This window comes from Avibacterium sp. 20-129 (genome assembly GCF_026226845.1).
In the GTDB taxonomy this organism is placed as follows: Bacteria; Pseudomonadota; Gammaproteobacteria; order Enterobacterales; family Pasteurellaceae; genus Avibacterium.
Window position 1 is genome coordinate 1,476,894 of record NZ_JAKKOE010000001.1, and the last position, 18,737, is coordinate 1,495,630.

General features: G+C 37.6%; 19 protein-coding genes. 15 read left to right on the top strand and 4 right to left on the bottom strand.

All coding sequences use genetic code 11. The annotated features are described in order from the left end of the window. The first annotated feature begins 55 nt into the window (after window positions 1-55). The 13 genes from mnmG (at window position 56) to L5B90_RS07095 (ending at window position 11,963) form a co-directional block, all read left to right on the top strand. The gene (gene mnmG / locus L5B90_RS07035; protein ID WP_265762469.1) at window positions 56-1,945 is read left to right on the top strand and encodes a tRNA uridine-5-carboxymethylaminomethyl(34) synthesis enzyme MnmG; all 1,890 of its coding nucleotides are present in this window, start codon (window positions 56-58) and stop codon (window positions 1,943-1,945) included. Further along, window positions 1,945-2,583 (top strand): 16S rRNA (guanine(527)-N(7))-methyltransferase RsmG, encoded by a 639-nt coding sequence (gene rsmG, locus L5B90_RS07040; RefSeq protein ID WP_265762470.1) that lies wholly within the window; start codon window positions 1,945-1,947, stop codon window positions 2,581-2,583. Before mnmG ends, rsmG begins: the two co-directional genes overlap by 1 nt. A gap of 144 nt (window positions 2,584-2,727) precedes the next feature. Further along, complete coding sequence (locus L5B90_RS07045; RefSeq protein WP_265762471.1) at window positions 2,728-3,123, top strand: ATP synthase subunit I; 396 nt, start codon at window positions 2,728-2,730, stop codon at window positions 3,121-3,123. Between the two features lie 8 nt (window positions 3,124-3,131). Next, window positions 3,132-3,944 (top strand): F0F1 ATP synthase subunit A, encoded by an 813-nt coding sequence (gene atpB / locus L5B90_RS07050; RefSeq protein ID WP_250351241.1) that lies wholly within the window; start codon window positions 3,132-3,134, stop codon window positions 3,942-3,944. A 52-nt stretch (window positions 3,945-3,996) separates the two neighbouring features. Continuing rightward, complete coding sequence (gene atpE, locus L5B90_RS07055) at window positions 3,997-4,254, top strand: F0F1 ATP synthase subunit C (RefSeq protein WP_250351240.1); 258 nt, start codon at window positions 3,997-3,999, stop codon at window positions 4,252-4,254. 55 nt (window positions 4,255-4,309) lie between these two features. Further along, entirely contained in the window at window positions 4,310-4,780 is a 471-nt protein-coding gene (gene atpF, locus L5B90_RS07060) for a F0F1 ATP synthase subunit B (RefSeq protein WP_250351239.1), read from the top strand. Between the two features lie 13 nt (window positions 4,781-4,793). Continuing rightward, a complete protein-coding gene (atpH, locus tag L5B90_RS07065) occupies window positions 4,794-5,342 on the top strand; it encodes a F0F1 ATP synthase subunit delta (RefSeq protein ID WP_250351238.1) in 549 nt (182 codons plus the stop codon). Window positions 5,343-5,354: 12 nt separating this feature from the next. Continuing rightward, complete coding sequence (gene atpA / locus L5B90_RS07070) at window positions 5,355-6,896, top strand: F0F1 ATP synthase subunit alpha (protein WP_250351237.1); 1,542 nt, start codon at window positions 5,355-5,357, stop codon at window positions 6,894-6,896. Between the two features lie 21 nt (window positions 6,897-6,917). Continuing rightward, on the top strand, window positions 6,918-7,787 hold the full coding sequence (gene atpG / locus L5B90_RS07075; protein ID WP_250351236.1) for a F0F1 ATP synthase subunit gamma: 870 nt from the start codon (window positions 6,918-6,920) through the stop codon (window positions 7,785-7,787). Window positions 7,788-7,803: 16 nt separating this feature from the next. Beyond that, entirely contained in the window at window positions 7,804-9,177 is a 1,374-nt protein-coding gene (gene atpD, locus L5B90_RS07080; protein ID WP_250363804.1) for a F0F1 ATP synthase subunit beta, read from the top strand. A 38-nt stretch (window positions 9,178-9,215) separates the two neighbouring features. Then, window positions 9,216-9,644: a F0F1 ATP synthase subunit epsilon gene (locus L5B90_RS07085; protein ID WP_250351234.1), complete on the top strand. Its 429-nt coding sequence runs from the start codon at window positions 9,216-9,218 to the stop codon at window positions 9,642-9,644. 162 nt (window positions 9,645-9,806) lie between these two features. Further along, on the top strand, window positions 9,807-10,601 hold the full coding sequence (locus L5B90_RS07090) for an inositol monophosphatase family protein (protein WP_265762472.1): 795 nt from the start codon (window positions 9,807-9,809) through the stop codon (window positions 10,599-10,601). A 12-nt stretch (window positions 10,602-10,613) separates the two neighbouring features. After that, the gene (locus tag L5B90_RS07095; protein WP_265762473.1) at window positions 10,614-11,963 is read left to right on the top strand and encodes an MFS transporter; all 1,350 of its coding nucleotides are present in this window, start codon (window positions 10,614-10,616) and stop codon (window positions 11,961-11,963) included. Window positions 11,964-12,027: 64 nt separating this feature from the next. Here the strand turns inward: L5B90_RS07095 and L5B90_RS07100 are convergent, their stop codons facing one another. Then, window positions 12,028-13,482, bottom strand: coding sequence for an aminoacyl-histidine dipeptidase (locus L5B90_RS07100; RefSeq protein WP_265762474.1), 1,455 nt, complete (start codon window positions 13,480-13,482; stop codon window positions 12,028-12,030). 117 nt (window positions 13,483-13,599) lie between these two features. On the opposite strand from L5B90_RS07100, the gene gpt reads away from it, so the two are divergent. Both gpt and L5B90_RS07110 read left to right on the top strand, forming a co-directional pair. Further along, window positions 13,600-14,064: a xanthine phosphoribosyltransferase gene (gene gpt / locus L5B90_RS07105; protein ID WP_250363800.1), complete on the top strand. Its 465-nt coding sequence runs from the start codon at window positions 13,600-13,602 to the stop codon at window positions 14,062-14,064. Window positions 14,065-14,112: 48 nt separating this feature from the next. After that, window positions 14,113-14,937, top strand: coding sequence for an alpha/beta hydrolase (locus L5B90_RS07110; protein WP_250363799.1), 825 nt, complete (start codon window positions 14,113-14,115; stop codon window positions 14,935-14,937). A gap of 40 nt (window positions 14,938-14,977) precedes the next feature. On the opposite strand, the gene L5B90_RS07115 is transcribed toward L5B90_RS07110, so the two are convergent. The 3 genes from L5B90_RS07115 to L5B90_RS07125 form a co-directional block, all read right to left on the bottom strand. Further along, window positions 14,978-15,733: an esterase family protein gene (locus L5B90_RS07115; protein ID WP_250363798.1), complete on the bottom strand. Its 756-nt coding sequence runs from the start codon at window positions 15,731-15,733 to the stop codon at window positions 14,978-14,980. A gap of 8 nt (window positions 15,734-15,741) precedes the next feature. After that, on the bottom strand, window positions 15,742-16,920 hold the full coding sequence (locus L5B90_RS07120; protein WP_265762475.1) for an ATP-grasp domain-containing protein: 1,179 nt from the start codon (window positions 16,918-16,920) through the stop codon (window positions 15,742-15,744). Window positions 16,921-17,398: 478 nt separating this feature from the next. Beyond that, window positions 17,399-18,724, bottom strand: coding sequence for a peptidase domain-containing ABC transporter (locus tag L5B90_RS07125; RefSeq protein WP_265762476.1), 1,326 nt, complete (start codon window positions 18,722-18,724; stop codon window positions 17,399-17,401). Window positions 18,725-18,737 lie beyond the last annotated feature (13 nt).

The window sequence follows — 18,737 nt, forward strand, 5'->3', positions numbered from 1 at the left end:
TAGAATACGCGGTTACTTTTATGAAGATCAAATTTATCACGCAATTAAGGTTATTATGTTTTATACGGAAAATTATGATGTGATTGTTATTGGTGGTGGACACGCAGGAACTGAAGCAGCGCTTGCACCAGCACGAATGGGATTAAAAACCTTATTATTAACCCACAATGTGGATACATTAGGGCAAATGTCTTGTAACCCTGCCATTGGTGGTATTGGTAAAGGCCATTTGGTAAAAGAAATTGATGCAATGGGAGGCTTGATGGCAACGGCTGCGGATCAAGCCGGTATTCAATTTCGTACGTTAAATAGCAGCAAAGGCCCCGCGGTACGTGCTACCCGTGCTCAAGCGGATCGCGTGTTGTATCGCCAAGCAGTTAGGATCGCACTTGAAAACCAACCAAATTTAGATATTTTCCAACAAGAGGTTACGGATATTTTGATCGAACAGGATCGTGTATCTGGTGTAGAAACCAAAATGGGATTAAAATTTCGAGCTAAATCCGTGATCTTAACTGCGGGAACATTTTTATCGGGTAAGATCCACATTGGAATGGAAAATTATGCAGGCGGTCGTGCTGGGGATCCGGCTTCAGTGAGTTTAGCTCATCGCTTGCGTGATCTTAACTTACGCGTAGATCGTTTAAAAACAGGCACACCACCGCGTATTGATGCGAGGACAATTAATTTTGATGTACTCGCAAAACAACATGGCGATGAAAAATTACCTGTTTTTTCCTTTATGGGATCGGTGGATCAACATCCTCGCCAAATTCCTTGCTATATCACCCATACAAATGAACAAACGCATGAATTGATCCGGAATAATTTAGATCGTAGCCCAATGTATGCAGGCGTGATCGAAGGCATTGGCCCACGTTATTGTCCTTCTATTGAAGATAAGGTAATGCGTTTTGCTGAACGTAATTCTCACCAAATTTATCTTGAGCCTGAAGGTTTGACTTCAAATGAAGTTTATCCAAACGGTATTTCAACCAGTTTGCCATTTGATGTGCAAATGGGCATTGTGAATTCAATGAAAGGGCTGGAAAATGCACGCATTATCAAACCGGGTTATGCCATTGAATATGATTATTTTGATCCGCGTGATTTAAAACCGACCCTAGAAACAAAAGCCATTAACGGGTTATTTTTTGCCGGACAAATTAACGGTACCACAGGTTATGAAGAAGCTGCTGCACAGGGCTTATTAGCGGGCATCAATGCGGGACTTTATGTTCAGGGCAAAGACAGTTGGTATCCACATCGTGATCAGGCTTATATTGGTGTGTTAGTTGATGATCTTTGTACTTTAGGAACAAAAGAGCCTTATCGAGTGTTCACTTCTCGTGCAGAATACCGTTTATTGTTACGTGAAGACAATGCGGATATTCGCTTAACCCCAACGGCGCACAAACTTGGCTTAATTGATGAAAAACGTTGGGTGCGTTTTAATCAAAAAATGGAAAATATTGAATTAGAGCGCCAGCGTTTACGTAGTATTTGGTTGCACCCTCGTTCTGAACATTTAGCACAAGCGAATGCGTTGCTCAATAGTCCATTAAGCCGTGAAGCAAGTGGTGAAGATTTATTACGTCGCCCTGAAGTGAATTATCAATCTCTTACGCAATTAACCCCTTTTGCCCCTGCGATTGAAGATAAAGAAGCCGCTGAGCAAGTAGAAATTGCGATCAAATATCAAGGTTATATTGAACATCAGCAAGAAGAAATCGCACGTCAAAAACGTTATGAAAATACAGAAATTCCCGATAATTTTGATTATGATGCGGTATCTGGATTATCTAATGAAGTGCGGTCAAAATTAATCCAACATCGTCCTACTTCTATTGGACAAGCAAGCCGTATTTCAGGGGTAACTCCTGCGGCAATTTCTATTTTATTGGTGAACCTGAAAAAACAAGGTATGTTAAAGCGTGGTGAATAATGGCTAACATTGAAGAACTTAAAGAAAAATTAAATTTTCTGCTAAAAAGCACCGCACTTTCTGTGAGCGATCAGCAAAAAGCGCAGTTAGTTAAGCTCGTGGCTTTGCTAGATAAATGGAACAAGGCTTACAATCTCACTTCTGTGCGAGATCCGCAAGATATGCTCGTCAAGCATATTATGGATAGCCTTGTTGTCAGTCCTTACTTACAAGGTGAACGTTTTATTGATGTAGGAACAGGCCCCGGTTTACCCGGTTTACCCTTAGCCATTGTCAACCCAGATAAAACCTTTGTGTTGTTAGATAGCTTAGGCAAACGCATTAGTTTTATTCGTAATGCGCTGCGAGAGCTAGGCATTACCAATGTTACGCCCGTATTGAGTCGAGTGGAAGAATATCAACCTGAGGAACGCTTTGATGGCGTATTAAGTCGTGCTTTTGCCTCGCTTAAAGATATGACGGATTGGTGTATTCATTTACTCAATCAACAAGGCATTTTTTATGCTTTGAAAGGTATTTATCAACCTCAAGAAGCATCGGCGTTAAGCCCATCAATTCAGGTTAATAAGATTGTGCCTTTAGCCGTACCTGAATTAGTAGGGGAACGGCATTTGGTTTTACTAACAAAGAAAGCGTGATCGGGATAAAAAAACCGTAATAACTTCTGACAGAATATTTAGCATTGCTGTGCTTTTTTGTCAGCTTAGCTATTGCATAAAATCGTGGGAATTGTATAATTTATTTCGATTTTATAAGATGATTTTTTATAAGTAATCAATACGATGTCAAAAATTCTACAACAAACAAGAAAACAATATTATCGTATTTTAGTCATTGAAGGATTACTCATTAGTTTGCTCACGTTGAGTGCTTTTTTATTACTTACTGATGCACAGTTTTTATCCTTATTTGCTGGAATGATATGTGCATTTGTTCCGCAACTTTGCTTTTTGTGGATAATGTTTAGTAAAAACAAAAAAGACTTATCGCAACAAGTAAAACGTTTATACCAAAGTGAAGGGATCAAATTTGGCATAACGGTGATTTTATTTTCAATTTGTTTATTGAACTTAAACCCTATATTGCCCTTGCCATTATTTTCTGGCTACTTCGGCGTTATTATTGCCAATAATTTGCTTCCGTTGCTTTTTAGTCATCACACTACAATAAATTCATAGGAAAACATATGTCAGCGGAAGGTTCATCTCAAACATCGATTGAATATATCCAACACCATTTAACTTATCTTTCATCGGGAGAAGGTTTTTGGTCATTTAATCTTGATTCTCTTCTTTTCTCAATTGTTACTGGAATTATTTTCTTGTATTTATTCCGTCGAGTGGCAAAAAAAGCAACAACCGGAGTTCCAAGTAAGTTACAAGCCGCAGTAGAAATTTTAGTTGAGTGGGTTAATGGTGTGGTAAAAGAAAATTTCCATGGAAGTAGAGATTTTGTTGCACCTTTAGCACTTACTATTTTCGTCTGGGTATTTATTATGAATACCATTGATTTATTGCCAGTAGATTACTTACCACAAATTGCTGCAATGCTTTCAGGTGATCATCATATCCCATTGCGTGCGGTGCCTACTACGGATATGAACATTACTTTTGCGCTAGCATTGGGTGTTTTTTGCTTAATTTTATATTACACAGTGAAGTCAAAAGGTTTTTCTGGGTTAGTCAAAGAATATACGATGCACCCATTCAATCATTGGGCATTTATTCCAGTCAATTTTGTTCTTGAAACAGTAACATTGATTTCTAAACCTGTTTCTTTAGCATTACGTTTATTCGGTAATATGTATGCAGGGGAATTAATTTTTATTCTTATTGCCGTAATGTATTCAGCTAATATGTTTGTAGCGAGTTTGGGGATTCCATTACATCTTGCGTGGGCTATTTTTCATATTTTAGTTGTTACACTACAAGCCTTTATCTTTATGATGTTAACGGTTGTTTATTTAAGCATTGCTTATAATAAATCAGACGCACATTAATTTCTTTTAACTTTAACGGGCCCAGCCCATTTTTAATCAAACGGAGAAAACTATGGAAACTGTAATTAGTGCAACAATCATTGCTTCTGCAATTATGTTTGCTTTTGCTGCATTGGGAACGGCAATTGGCTTTGGTATTCTTGGTGGTAAATACCTAGAATCAGCTGCTCGCCAACCTGAATTAGCTAACTCATTGCTTACAAAAATGTTTATTGTTGCTGGTTTACTTGATGCTATCGCAATGATTGCTGTAGGTATTGGTTTATATTTTGCATTTGCAAATCCATTTGCTTCATTATTAGGCGCATAACGGATAATTCTTTACTAGGTAAAGAGTTAATAACTAATAAGTTAGGAGGACCGTTGTGAATATTAACGCAACATTAATCGGGCAAACTATCGCCTTTGTGCTTTTCGTATTATTTTGTATGAAATACGTTTGGCCCCCGATTATTAAGGCGATTGAAGAACGTCAAAGCCAAATCGCAAATGCGTTAAGCTCGGCAGAAGTAGCAAAAAAAGAACAGGCTGATGTAAAAGTTTTGATTGAACAAGAAATGAATCAAGCAAAACTTCAAGCTCAAGAAATTGTGGATTTAGCGAATAAACGCCGTAATGAAATTCTTGAAGAAGTAAAAGCAGAAGCTGAAGCATTGAAAGCAAAAATTATTGAACAAGGTCATGCTGAAATTGAATCAGAGCGTAAACGTGTTCAAGAAGAATTACGTGCAAAAGTTGCTTCTTTAGCCGTTGCTGGTGCTGAGAAAATTGTGGGTCGTACAGTTGATGAAGCGGCAAACAATGACATTATTGATAAATTAGTTGCAGAATTATAGGAAGGTTGAGCTTATGTCAGAATTAACTACCATAGCTCGCCCTTATGCAAAAGCAGCATTTGATTTTGCCGTTGAACAGCAAGCGCAAAATAAAAGTGCGGTAGAAAAATGGACAGAAATGTTAAGTTTTGTTTCTCAAGTGGTTGAAAATCAAGAGATGCAAAATTTTCTTACTAGCGATTTATCTGCCAATAGCGTTGCTGATACGGTGATTTCAATTTGTGGCGACCAACTTGATCAATATGGGCAAAATTTGATTCGGTTAATGGCTGAAAATAAGCGTTTAACTGTACTTCCTGCAGTATTTGCACAGTTCCAACATTATGTCAGAGAACATCAAGCCATTGCAGAAGTGAATGTTGTCTCAGCTCAACCATTAAGTAAAGAGCAACAAGATAAAATTGCTGTAGCAATGGAAAAGAAACTTGCTCGTAAAGTTAAATTAAATTGCAGCATTGATAGTACCCTGATTGCAGGTGTAATTATTCGTACTGATGATTTTGTCATTGACGGAAGTAGCCGAGGTCAATTGGCTCGTCTAGCAAATGAGTTGCAATTATAAGAGGAATAAAAGATGCAACTAAATTCAACTGAAATTAGTGAATTAATTAAAAAACGCATTGCCGAGTTTAATGTAGTAAGCCAGCCTCGTAATACGGGAACCATTGTTTCTGTTAGTGATGGGGTTATTCGTATTCATGGGCTAAGCGATGTAATGCAAGGGGAAATGATTGCATTACCCGGTAATCGTTATGCTATGGCACTTAACTTAGAACGTGATTCAGTAGGTGCGGTAGTGATGGGACCTTATGTTGATCTTTCAGAAGGAATGGAAGTTCAATGTACAGGACGTATTCTTGAAGTACCAGTAGGTCGAGGTTTATTAGGCCGAGTAGTGAATACGCTTGGTCAGCCAATTGATGGAAAAGGTGAAGTTGAACACGATGGCTATTCACCAGTAGAAGTGATTGCGCCGGGTGTTATTGATCGTAAATCTGTTGATCAGCCTGTTCAAACGGGTTATAAAGCAGTGGATTCAATGGTACCAATTGGTCGTGGTCAGCGTGAATTAATTATCGGTGACCGTCAAACAGGTAAAACTGCATTAGCGATTGATGCCATTATTAACCAAAAAGACTCTGGTATTAAATGTATCTATGTGGCGATTGGTCAAAAAGCATCAACCATTGCAAACGTTGTGCGTAAATTAGAAGAACACGGCGCATTACAAAATACCATTGTTGTTGTGGCATCTGCATCTGAATCTGCTGCACTCCAATATCTTGCCCCTTATTCAGGCTGTGCAATGGGAGAATATTTCCGTGACCGTGGTGAAGATGCTCTCATTGTTTATGATGATTTATCAAAACAAGCAGTAGCTTATCGTCAAATTTCATTATTATTACGTCGTCCACCGGGTCGTGAGGCCTTCCCGGGTGATGTATTCTATTTACATTCTCGCTTACTTGAGCGTGCATCTCGTGTTAATGCAGAATATGTTGAGCGTTTCACGCAGGGTAAAGTAACAGGTAAAACAGGTTCTTTAACGGCATTACCAATTATTGAAACCCAAGCAGGGGACGTATCCGCTTTCGTTCCAACCAACGTAATTTCTATTACCGATGGTCAGATTTTCTTAGAGTCTAACTTGTTTAACTCAGGGATTCGTCCTGCGGTAAACCCAGGTATTTCGGTATCTCGTGTAGGTGGTGCGGCGCAAACTAAAGTCATTAAAAAATTGGCTGGAGGCATTCGTACCGCACTTGCGCAATATCGTGAATTAGCCGCCTTTGCTCAATTTGCTTCAGATCTTGATGATGCAACCCGTAAACAACTTTCTCACGGTCAGAAAGTAACAGAATTATTGAAACAAAAACAATATTCTCCATTAAGCGTTGCACAACAAGCATTAGTTCTATTTGCCGTTGAATTCGGTTATTTAGAAGATGTTGAGTTAGATCGTATTGCATCTTTTGAATCTGCCCTTTTAGAGTATGCAGCACATAATTATGCAGACTTTATGAATGGTTTAACCAAAACTGGCGATTATAACGATGAAATCAAAGCGACATTGCAAGCAATTTTAGATAATTTCAAAGCAAACAGCGCTTGGTAATTCACATAACGGAGAAAATCAATGGCAGGTGCAAAAGAGATAAGAACCAAAATTTCCAGTGTTCAAAGTACACAAAAAATTACTAAGGCAATGGAAATGGTTGCTGCGTCGAAAATGCGTAAAACGCAGGATCGAATGTCATCTTCACGTCCGTATTCAAATGCAATACGCCGTGTAATTAGCCACGTGTCAAAAGCCAGTATTGGTTATAAACATCCGTTTTTGGTAGAACGAGAAGTAAAAAAAGTAGGTATCTTACTTGTCTCAACAGATCGTGGATTATGTGGCGGTTTAAATATCAACTTATTTAAGACCGCACTTCAAGAAATTAAAGGTTGGAAAGAAAAACAAGTGGAAGTTTCACTAGGCTTAATTGGTGCGAAAGGTATCGGTTTTTTCCAATCTCTTGGCTTGAATATTGAGGCTCAACATTCAGGTATGGGTGATACGCCTTCTGTTGAAGAGTTAATTGGTACGGCAAATCAGATGTTTGATGCTTATAGAGAAGGCAGACTAGATGCTATCTACATTGCTTATAATAAGTTCATCAACACAATGTCGCAAAAACCTACTTTAGAAAAACTTGTTCCTTTGCCTGAATTAGACAATGATGATTTAGGTGAACATACCCAATCTTGGGATTACATTTACGAACCTGAACCAAAAATATTGTTAGATAGTTTATTAGTTCGTTATTTAGAATCTCAAGTTTATCAAGCGGTAGTTGAAAATTTGGCTTCTGAACAAGCAGCTAGAATGGTGGCGATGAAAGCAGCAACTGATAATGCAGGTAATTTAATTAAAGACTTGCAATTAGTTTATAACAAAGCTCGCCAAACAAGTATTACAAATGAATTGAATGAAATTGTTGCTGGTGCAGCAGCAATTTAAGTAGAGAGGATCGATAATGGCAACTGGAAAAATTGTACAAATCATCGGTGCGGTTATTGACGTTGAATTTCCACAAGATGCTGTACCAAAAGTATATGATGCGTTAAATGTTGAAACAGGCTTAGTACTTGAAGTGCAACAACAATTAGGTGGTGGAATTGTACGTTGTATCGCAATGGGTTCATCAGATGGTTTAAAACGCGGTTTATCCGTATCTAACACAGGTAAACCAATTTCTGTTCCAGTAGGAACAAAAACACTAGGACGTATTATGAACGTACTTGGTGAACCTATTGATGAACAAGGCCCTATTGGTGCGGAAGAAACGTGGTCTATTCACCGTGCCGCCCCAAGTTATGAAGAACAAGCAAACAGCACGGAATTACTCGAAACAGGGATCAAAGTTATCGACTTAATCTGCCCATTTGCAAAAGGGGGGAAAGTTGGTCTATTCGGTGGTGCAGGTGTTGGTAAAACCGTAAATATGATGGAATTAATTCGTAATATTGCGATTGAACACTCTGGCTACTCCGTATTCGCAGGGGTAGGTGAACGTACTCGTGAAGGTAACGACTTCTATCACGAAATGACAGAATCTAACGTATTAGATAAAGTCTCTCTTGTTTATGGACAAATGAATGAGCCACCGGGTAACCGTCTGCGTGTTGCATTAACGGGTTTAACGATGGCAGAAAAATTCCGTGATGAAGGACGTGATGTTTTATTTTTCGTAGATAATATCTATCGTTATACTCTTGCAGGGACAGAAGTATCCGCATTACTTGGACGTATGCCATCTGCGGTAGGTTACCAACCAACACTTGCAGAAGAAATGGGTGCATTACAAGAGCGTATTACTTCAACCAAAACAGGTTCTATTACCTCTGTGCAAGCTGTTTATGTCCCTGCTGATGACTTGACTGACCCATCACCAGCGACAACCTTTGCTCACTTAGACTCAACCGTTGTATTAAGTCGTCAAATTGCTTCATTAGGTATTTACCCAGCGGTAGATCCACTTGATTCAACCTCTCGTCAATTAGATCCACTCGTTGTTGGTCAAGAACATTATGATGTAGCTCGTGGCGTACAAGGTATCTTACAGCGTTATAAAGAATTAAAAGATATCATTGCTATTCTAGGTATGGATGAGCTTTCAGAAGAAGATAAACTTGTGGTTGCACGTGCGCGTAAAATTGAACGTTTCTTATCACAACCATTCTTCGTTGCAGAAGTATTCACAGGCTCACCGGGTAAATATGTATCATTAAAAGATACCATTCGCGGTTTTAAAGGTATTTTAGAAGGTGAATATGACCATATTCCAGAACAGGCGTTCTATATGGTTGGTTCTATTGATGAAGTGCTAGAAAAAGCCAAAAATATGTAATCACTTCAAGCCAGATTAAAACTTGAAGGAGAATCACAATGGCAACATTAAATTTAACGGTTGTAAGTGCAGAAGAAAGCATTTTTACAGGTAAAGTAAAAAGCATTCAAGCCACAGGGATTGAAGGGGAGCTTGGTATTTTACCGGGCCATACCCCATTATTAACGGCAATTAAACCGGGTATCGTCAAATTGACCTTAGAAAATGGCAATGAAGAAGTTATCTATGTTTCTGGTGGCTTTTTAGAAGTTCAACCGAATGTCGTTACTGTCCTTGCGGATGTGGCAATTCGAGGTAAAGAGCTTGATGCAGATCGTATTTTAGCAGCGAAACGTCAGGCAGAAGAGAATATTGTTTCTTCAGCAAAAGATGCTAATTATGAATTGCTTGCAGCTAAACTTTCTAAAGAATTAGCTAAACTCCGTGCTTACGAACTGACCGAAAAATTAGTCAAAAACAAACGCTAATTTAACCGCATTTAAAAAACCACCTTCGGGTGGTTTTTCTTTTTCTATCCAAAGACCCCCTGAAAATATTTTGTGAAACATATCTCAAAATAAAAAGTTTGAAGTTTTTATATTTTGAAATATATGTTCTAATTTTATTGAATGTGAAAAAAGGGGGAATATATGAATAACCATATACAGCAGCGTTATGTTTTTGCAAAAGAACTCATTAAGAATGTGGGGGAAATAGCGCTCTCATTTTACTTAAATAGAGATAAACTTAATATTCAACATAAAAAGGGCGAAGCGCAAGATTTAGTAAGCATAGCTGATCAAAATGTTGAAAAAGAGATAAAAACAGCATTAAAAATTCACTTTCCAAATGATGGTTTTTTAGGTGAGGAATCAGGAGCGGATGGACTTGATAAGGACTTTTGTTGGGTGGTTGATCCCATAGATGGCACAAGTCCTTTTTTATATGGTTTACAAGCGTGGTGTATTTCCATTGCGGTGCTTTACAAACAGGAAATCGTCATTGGACTCATTTATGATCCATTACATAAAGAACTTTTTCACACAATAAAAGGTAAAGGGGCTTTTGTGAATGAGGTTCCTTTATCGACATCAAAAGTGATTTCTTTACAAGAAGGATTAGTCGGGTTAGGAATGTCTCATCGTGTTCCGCCGAGTATGTTTGTGCCGGTTATCGATCAGGTACTAAAAGAAGGAGGTATGTTTGTCCGTAATGGTTCAGGCGCATTAACTTTGGCCTATGTTGCCGCAGGTAGACTCATTGGATATTTTGAACCGCATATTAATGCATGGGATTGTCTTGCAGGTATTTTATTAGTTCAAGAAGCTGGTGGCCAAACCAATGATTTTTTAGCCAATGATGGATTACTAAGAGGAAATTATATACTTGCCAGTTGTCAAGGCATATTTAATAAACTTGAATCTATTCGAACCTTAACTTTTTAGGAGAAAAATACAATGTCTATTTTAAACTTCTTTAAAGCAAGCCCAGCTATTCCGCTTAAAGGTTATACTGAAGCAATGTTTAAAAGCACAAGAATGAAAAGTTTCTGGGCATTTTCTTTTGCTTATGCTATTTATTATGTTTGTCGTTTATCTTTCAATGTTGCTAAACCTGCCTTAGTAAATAATAATATTTTGACCCCAACGGAACTTGGCGTGATAGGCTCTGCTATTTTTATTACCTATGCTGTTGGTAAGTTTGTAAATAGTGCCGCAGCAGATCATTCTAATATTGTACGTTACCTTTCTGTAGGATTATTTTTCTCTGCACTATGTAATTTTGCAATGGGAATGACGACAAGTGCAATTTTTCTTACCATTATTTGGGGATTTAATGGCTGGGTACAATCAATGGGAGTTGGACCTTGTGTAGTTGCACTTTCACGTTGGTATGATGACAAAGAACGAGGTTCTTACTACGGATTTTGGTCTGTAGCCCATAATGTTGGTGAAGGAATAACTTTCGTCGTTACTGCCGCAATTATTACCACTTTCGGTTGGCGTTTTGGCTTCAGTTTTGCTGGTATTATGGGATTACTGGGCGTGCTAGTTGCAATAATGTTTATGAAAGATTCACCCGCTGCTTGTGGCTTTAAACCTATTATTACAATGGATAAACAAACCAAAGAGTTAGACAATAAAGAAGTATTAAAACATCAATGGGATGTGATTAAAAACCCCGCTATTTGGGTGTTAGCAGTGGCTTCTTGCTGTATGTATATTGGTCGTTATGGTGTAAATAGCTGGGGGGTATTTTTCCTTGAAAATGGAAAAGGTTATACAACATTAGAAGCCGCATCAATCATTAGCGTAAATAGTATTGTTGGAATTTTAGGGACGATCGTTTCAGGTTGGTTATCAGATCGTTTCTTGCAAGGTAAGCGAAATATTATGACGATAGTGGTGAGTTTACTTAATGCACTGTCTCTTGCCGCATTTTTATTTGCACCAGCAGGTAACACTTGGCTTGCTATTACCGCACTTTCTGTTTTTGGTATTACTTTAGGTATTCAACTTTGTTTCTTAGGTGGTTTATTAGCAACAGATATTTCCCACAAATCAGCGTCAGGAATTGCATTAGGAATGATGGGCGTTTTTGGTTATGCGGGGGCAGCGGCTGGTGAATTTTTAACAGGTTTTATGATTGATAAAACTACGGTGATTGATTCGGCTGGTAATAAAATTTATGATTTCGATTCTCTCGCATATTTCTGGGTTGGCGCTGATTTACTCTCCGTTATGGCCGCAATTATTTTCTCAATTTTGGTTGTATATCAAACGAGAAAATCGAAAGAATTAGTTTAATTTTTTAAATAAAAAGTGCGGTAAAAAATATCCAAATTTTCCACCGCACTTATGTTTTAATGAATTACTTCACTTCAGCTAAAATTCTGGTGAGTAATTGCCAGTAGGTTTGTACGGCAGGGATATGCACTTTCTCATCAGGAGAATGGGCGTTAATGATGGTTGGGCCGATAGACACAACATCTAAATTTGGATAGATTTTTTTCAATAATCCACATTCTAATCCTGCGTGAATCACTTTAATTTCAGGTTTATAACCTAAAATGTCAGCATAAATTTGGCTTGTTAAGGCTAAAATTTTGCTTTCTGGCTGAGGTTCCCAACCGGGGTAATCACCAGAAAATGCCACTTCCGCATCACAAAGTTCAGTTAAAGATTGTAAGGTTTCTTGCACATAGTGTTTACCACTTTCAATTAATGAACGGATTAAAATTGTTGCGTGAAGGTGGTTATTTTCACTCTTTATTAAACCTAAACTTAACGAGGTTTCCACCACATTTTCTACGGCATCACTATTGCGGATTACACCGTTTGGTAGGGCGTTTAATAAATTAATAACCTTATTTTGTGAAGTGCGGTCTAAAATTGTTTGTGGTTTTTCTGTGGGTTGTAAAAATAATTGGAGATGAGGTTCGGCAATGGCTAATTCCGTTTTTAATAATGTTGCAAAATTTTCTACCGCACTTTGTAATGGCGCTATATCACCATCAAAACATAAGGTAACAAATGCTTCACGAGGAATGGCGTTACGCACTGAGCCCCCATTAAGCTGGCTAATAGCAATATTAATTTGTGGGTAATGTTGTTGTAGATGAGCAAGAAAACGTACTAAAGTTTTAATCGCATTAACACGCCCTGTATGAATATCTACGCCAGAATGCCCACCACGTAAGCCTTTTAGTACGAGTTGATAGCTGTGCGTATAAGTATTTTCTATTTGTTGGATCGGAATATTAAGATCAGCATTAACCCCACCGGCACAACCAATATAAATTTCACCATTTTCTTCCGTATCGGTATTGATCATAATTTGGCTTTTGAGCCAATTTGGACGTAAACCAATTGCGCCTTCCATACCTTGTTCTTCGGTCATTGTAAGCAAAACTTCTAACTCTGGGTGAGCAAGGTTTTCCTCTTCTAAAGCGGCAAGCGCAGAAGCAAGACCAATACCATTATCTGCACCTAAGGTTGTGCCTTTGGCAGTAACCCATTCACCATCAATATAAGGTTGAATGGGATCGGTTTGGAAATTGTGTGGGGTATCTTCATTCGCTTGTGGCACCATATCAAGATGTGCTTGTAGCACAACCGATGGGCGATTTTCCATTCCTTTGCTGGCAGGTTTACGGATGAGAATATTTCCGACTTCATCACGCTCAACAAAAAAGTGTTTTTCTTTTGCCCAATTTACAATGAAATTGGCGAGTGCTTCTTCGTGATAAGATGGGTGAGGTATTGCACAAATTTGATCAAACCATTTCCATAATAAATTAGGTTGAAGTTGTTGTATTTCTGACATTTTTGCCTCCTAAATCAAAAAAATTTACTAAAATAATAGCATAAAAACGGGTTTCACGTTATCCTAACGCAATTTTATTTATTGGGCGGTTTCCGCTTTTTTTAGTTAAGGTGAGTTATGAGTGAAAAATATGTTGTGACTTGGGATATGTTCCAAATGCACGCACGTAAATTATCAGAACGTTTGTTACCCGCATCGCAATGGAAAGGGATTATTGCAGTTAGTCGTGGAGGGTTATTCCCTGCTGCGGTGTTAGCGCGCGAATTAAGTCTTCGCCATGTAGAAACGGTTTGTATTGCAAGTTATGATCATAATCAACAAGGTGAATTAAACGTTTTACACGCCGCCCAAGTGCCTAATGGCGGTGAAGGTTTCATTGTGGTTGATGATCTCGTTGATACAGGCAATACCGCACGCGCTATCCGTGAACTTTATCCTAACGCCCGTTTTGTGACTGTTTTTGCTAAACCAGCAGGGGCAGAGTTGGTTGATGATTATGTGATTGATATTCCACAAAATACTTGGATTGAACAACCTTGGGATATGGGCATTACTTTTGTGCCACCATTGGCAAGAAAATAATATTGATAAACGCTGGATTTGCCAGCGTTTTTTATAGAAGTCAAAACAATGAATGTCATTAACCATTATCTTGAAATGCAAGAGCATTTTCTTTATGTGCCTTATTACCATCAACACCGCCGTGTACGCGTATTGCTGCCAAAAGATTATCATAATGAGCCTTGGCAGCATTACCCTGTCCTTTATATACACGATGGGCAAAATGTGTTTTATAGCAAAGAATCTTATTCAGGGCATTCGTGGAAAATTATTCCTACCATCAAACATTATCAACAATTACCAAAACTGATTATTGTTGGGATTGATAATGCAGGATCGGAGCGTTTGAATGAATATGCCCCTTGGCGAACTGATGTAGGCAATAACGATGAAGTACGCAATGTTGGCGGACGAGGTGTGGAATATGCCCAATGGGTAGTCAATGAAGTTAAACCATTTATTGATAAAACCTACCGCACTTTACCGAACGCAGAAAATACGTTGCTTGCAGGTAGTTCAATGGGAGGGATTATTACCGCTTATATGGGGGCTGCATACCCGCATATTTTTGGGCATTTAGGGGTATTTTCTCTTGCTTCTTGGTTTAGTGAAGCGGCATTTATGGATTTCATTCATCATCATCCTTTACAAAAAGAAAGTCGCGTCTTTATTCAAGTTGGCACTAATGAGGGCGATGAAATGGATTCACAATTTATTTCCAATATGAATCAGGCCTATATTGATTGTACTTTGCGTTATTATCAGGCTTTGTTACGAACAGGACATCCACTTGATCATATTCGATTACGTATTATGGCAAATGAAATTCATCACGAAATGCACTGGGCTGATCATTTTGTCGAGTTTTTGCATTTTTCCTTACTGAATAAATAGGGTTTAATAAAAAAGGCGGAATATTAATCCGCCGTCTTACTTATTTTAACCACCCTTGTTCTTCTAGTTTCCCTAAAAAATAAGGCATTTGCACACGCCACCAAGGCCAGTCGTGATCCACATCATTTCCCCAAAAATCAAACCAAGCAGGAATACCTTTCGCTTGGAACGCTTGTTGTAAGCGGGTTGTGTCAGCAATATGTTGTTCCTCCCACGCACCTTGTCCAACGGCCACAATATAATGATTTTTACGATAATGATTGAGAAACCACGGATCGTTTTGGTTCCATAAATAATCAATGGGAGAATTAAAATAGACTTCCGCATTGCCGTGAAATTCCCCTGTAAAGAAACGGGCATCATACACGCCACTTAAGGCGATAGCGGTGTCAAAGAGATCTGGGTGGCGTAAAGCGAAGTTAATAGTGTGGAATGCGCCCATACTACAACCTGTGGCGATCATTGCACCTTGCCATTGAGATTCGTGGCGAATTAATGGTACTAGCTCATTGATAATATAGCGATCATAAGCATTATGTGCCTGCGCCATATCCTGCCCAGATTTATAATCCGCAAGCCAAGATTCCTTATCAAAAGAATCTGGCGTGTAAAATTTAATTAAGCCTCGTTCAATGAAAGAACGGCAAGCTTCAATCATTCCAAAGTTGCCATATTCATTTTCATTTCCCCCCGATGAAGGAAAAACAATCACGGGCTTGCCACTGTGTCCATAAACATTAAACGGCATTTCCCTGCCTAGCTCTCCGCTCCAATGATGACGGCGTTCAAAAAACATTTTTCCTCCTATTGCTTTTGATGGGCAAATTGAATAATTTCACGCATTTGTTCAAGGCTTGGCGTACGCGCTAAAATCCCTTCTTCGCCCATAATTTTGGCAAACACACCGGGGACTTGTTGTACGCTAATGATATTGTGAGGAAATCTTTCGTACACTTCAGCAATGGAATGCACATAATGCTGATTTGCCTTGCGAGAGATATAGACCACATTCCAAGGATGGGTAATTTGCGCATTAAATTGATTGTCTTTCACAATATGCGCATATTCATTAAATACATCAAAATCGTTGGCATAATTCCACATATCAATAGTTAAGCCACCGGGTGGACGACAGTTTACTTCTAGTGGCAATAATTCGTTGGTTTTTTTCACTCGGAAAAACTCGAAATGAAAGAACCGCTCTTTGACATTAAAGGCTTTTACACATTGCTTACCAAGTTTCACTAATTTGGGCGAAATTTCACGTGGAACGTAATAGAACATATCGCCGTCTTTTTCTACGGTATCCAGCACCGCTTCGGAATATTCAAGGCTAGAATAAAACACAATATTGCCGTCACGATCCGTTAAGCCATCAAAGGTAACAATATCGCCATCAATAAACTCTTCCATAATGTATTGTACGTTGGGATTTTTATGTTGGAAGAAGTTTTCCAATTCTTGCGTATTTTTGATTTTGTAAGTATCGCTCGCGCCCACGCCAGAATTGGGTTTGATAATTACGGGATAATGCAATTCGTCCGCTAATTTTCTGGCATCTTCATCACTTTCAAACACTTGCCCTTTTGCTACTTTTAAGCCTGCTTGACGGAAAATTTCTTTCATTTGAGATTTGGTTTTAATGGATTTCATATCTTCATTTTTATAACCAAACACATTGAAATCGGTGCGAAGTTTAGCATCTAGCTCAAGCCAATATTCATTGTGCGATTCAATGCGATCAATACGACCATATTTATGCGCAAAATAGCCCACCGCACGATAAACTTGATCGTAATCTTCCATATTATCCACACGATAATACTCAGTGAGTGAACGGCGTAAATTTTCACTCAATTGATCATAGGGTGTATCCGCAATACCTAAGGTATTGAAACCATTTTCACGCAAACGCACGGCAAAGGTTTCAAAATTAGTTGGAAAATGGGGTGAAATCATCACAAAGTTTAGTGGTCTTGACATAGATTATCCCTCAATCTGAAAATAGCGAAAACGATTGCATTATACAAAAAATCATCAAGTGATAAAAGTAACAACATATAAATTGGATTATTTATTCTTTAGATGTAAAAAAAGGGTGATAAATGTAAATATGACTGCGATAAGTAATACGTTTACAATGATTTTATCTATCGTATTTTGAGGTGTTCTTATAAATATTTCATAGTTCAAAGCATAGGTTAAATTAGATACTAAAATTAGTGTTAAGGATTTTATAAAATTTAGTTTATATTTTTACATACAAACTATATAAGTTGATTAAATAACACAGAAAATATGATTAATCTAAAATTCATATCATAATGCCTATATAAAAATTAAGTTTTATAGATTTATACATCGATCTGCACTTTCAATAGTAGATTGACGATGGGCAATGATTACTCTAGTTATTTTTAGTTTGGCTATTGCATCATTAATTTTTCTTTCATTTTCTTCATCAAGATGGCTTGTTGCCTAGTTCTCCAAGCAACGTTTCATAATTCATTGGCATTTTCATTATTTCATTATGGATTTGAGCTTGTTTGGCACATTGAATGGCAAATTCTTTATCATATTGATTATCAAAACAGACGATATTTTCTAAAATTGAGCCAGAGAAAAACTTATCTTCTTGTAACACAGTTGCAATATGTTGGCGATAATGTGAAATATCTAAGTTTTTAATATCAATATTATTAATATAAATTTCTCCTTTTGTTGGTCTCAAGAGTCCCGACATTAATTTTAGTAAGGTTGTTTTACCTGCGCCCGATTTAGCCGAGAACGCTATGCTTTCTCCCGCATTAACTTCTAAATTTAAATTATCCAGAATAGGTTGTGTAAATTGATCATATTGAAAAGTAAGGTTTTTCACTAAAATAGACAAACCTTTTTGTTCTTCAGATAAAGACAATGTTGAAGAATGTATGCTATTTTCAATTTCAGTTAAAGCAATATCGGCAATTCTTTCTCTGTGTAAAGAAAGCATTTTAAAATTAAAGAAAATATTAATTAGGTTTCCCATTCTGGAGGAGAATGAGCCTCTATAGGAATTAAATGCCATAAACATTCCAACTGTCATCATATTATCCATAACAATTGTTGCACCAATCCATAAGATCAAAATTTGTTCTAAGGTAGAAATAAAAGTATGAATGCCAGAAAAAAGCATATCTAACTTCGTTACTCTAATTGATGTATTAAAAGCATCAGCATTCAATGACATCCAATATTCTTCTCTCTTTTTATTTAATCCAAGAGATTTTATTGTTGCGATACCATAAAGCGTTTCCATAAAATGAGAAGTAGATTTTGCACTCTTAATAATTTGCTCTTCTGTAATCTGGCGGTAAGTAAAGTAGGTTACAAACCTAAGTATTAAATAGATAATGGAAAAAGTTATCACTACCCAAGTTAGCCATCCTCCATAAAGGAACATCATAACTGTAACGCTGATAGTCATAATTAAATCAATAATGGTAGTTACAATGCTATTAGTCAGCGTATTTTGTATTTTTCTAAGTGAATCAAAACGTGATTGAATATCACCAACTTGACGCTTTTCAAAAAAATCTAAAGGAAGTTTTAACAAATGAGAAAAAAAGCTGCTTGTCCATTGAAAATCGATTAGATAATTCATTTTTAATGAAATCCAAGCTCTTGACATACTCACCGCGCTTCTAAAGAGCGTAAATAAAAAAAGACCTAAACAAATGGTTAATAACAAGGATTGATCTTTAGCTTTTAAAACGTGATCTATCACTAATTGGGTGCCAATAGGCATTAATAGCGCAATT

Excerpts from the sequence above, each read along its gene's own strand:
- mnmG (WP_265762469.1), top strand. The coding sequence starts at position 56 with ATGTTTTATACGGAAAATTATGATGTGATTGTTATTGGTGGTGGACAC.
- rsmG (WP_265762470.1), top strand. The coding sequence starts at position 1,945 with ATGGCTAACATTGAAGAACTTAAAGAAAAATTAAATTTTCTGCTAAAA.
- L5B90_RS07045 (WP_265762471.1), top strand. The coding sequence starts at position 2,728 with ATGTCAAAAATTCTACAACAAACAAGAAAACAATATTATCGTATTTTA.
- atpB (WP_250351241.1), top strand. The coding sequence starts at position 3,132 with ATGTCAGCGGAAGGTTCATCTCAAACATCGATTGAATATATCCAACAC.
- atpE (WP_250351240.1), top strand. The coding sequence starts at position 3,997 with ATGGAAACTGTAATTAGTGCAACAATCATTGCTTCTGCAATTATGTTT.
- atpH (WP_250351238.1), top strand. The coding sequence starts at position 4,794 with ATGTCAGAATTAACTACCATAGCTCGCCCTTATGCAAAAGCAGCATTT.
- atpA (WP_250351237.1), top strand. The coding sequence starts at position 5,355 with ATGCAACTAAATTCAACTGAAATTAGTGAATTAATTAAAAAACGCATT.
- atpG (WP_250351236.1), top strand. The coding sequence starts at position 6,918 with ATGGCAGGTGCAAAAGAGATAAGAACCAAAATTTCCAGTGTTCAAAGT.
- atpD (WP_250363804.1), top strand. The coding sequence starts at position 7,804 with ATGGCAACTGGAAAAATTGTACAAATCATCGGTGCGGTTATTGACGTT.
- L5B90_RS07085 (WP_250351234.1), top strand. The coding sequence starts at position 9,216 with ATGGCAACATTAAATTTAACGGTTGTAAGTGCAGAAGAAAGCATTTTT.
- L5B90_RS07090 (WP_265762472.1), top strand. The coding sequence starts at position 9,807 with ATGAATAACCATATACAGCAGCGTTATGTTTTTGCAAAAGAACTCATT.
- L5B90_RS07095 (WP_265762473.1), top strand. The coding sequence starts at position 10,614 with ATGTCTATTTTAAACTTCTTTAAAGCAAGCCCAGCTATTCCGCTTAAA.
- L5B90_RS07100 (WP_265762474.1), bottom strand. The coding sequence starts at position 13,482 with ATGTCAGAAATACAACAACTTCAACCTAATTTATTATGGAAATGGTTT.
- gpt (WP_250363800.1), top strand. The coding sequence starts at position 13,600 with ATGAGTGAAAAATATGTTGTGACTTGGGATATGTTCCAAATGCACGCA.
- L5B90_RS07110 (WP_250363799.1), top strand. The coding sequence starts at position 14,113 with ATGAATGTCATTAACCATTATCTTGAAATGCAAGAGCATTTTCTTTAT.
- L5B90_RS07115 (WP_250363798.1), bottom strand. The coding sequence starts at position 15,733 with ATGTTTTTTGAACGCCGTCATCATTGGAGCGGAGAGCTAGGCAGGGAA.
- L5B90_RS07120 (WP_265762475.1), bottom strand. The coding sequence starts at position 16,920 with ATGTCAAGACCACTAAACTTTGTGATGATTTCACCCCATTTTCCAACT.
- L5B90_RS07125 (WP_265762476.1), bottom strand. The coding sequence starts at position 18,724 with ATGCCTATTGGCACCCAATTAGTGATAGATCACGTTTTAAAAGCTAAA.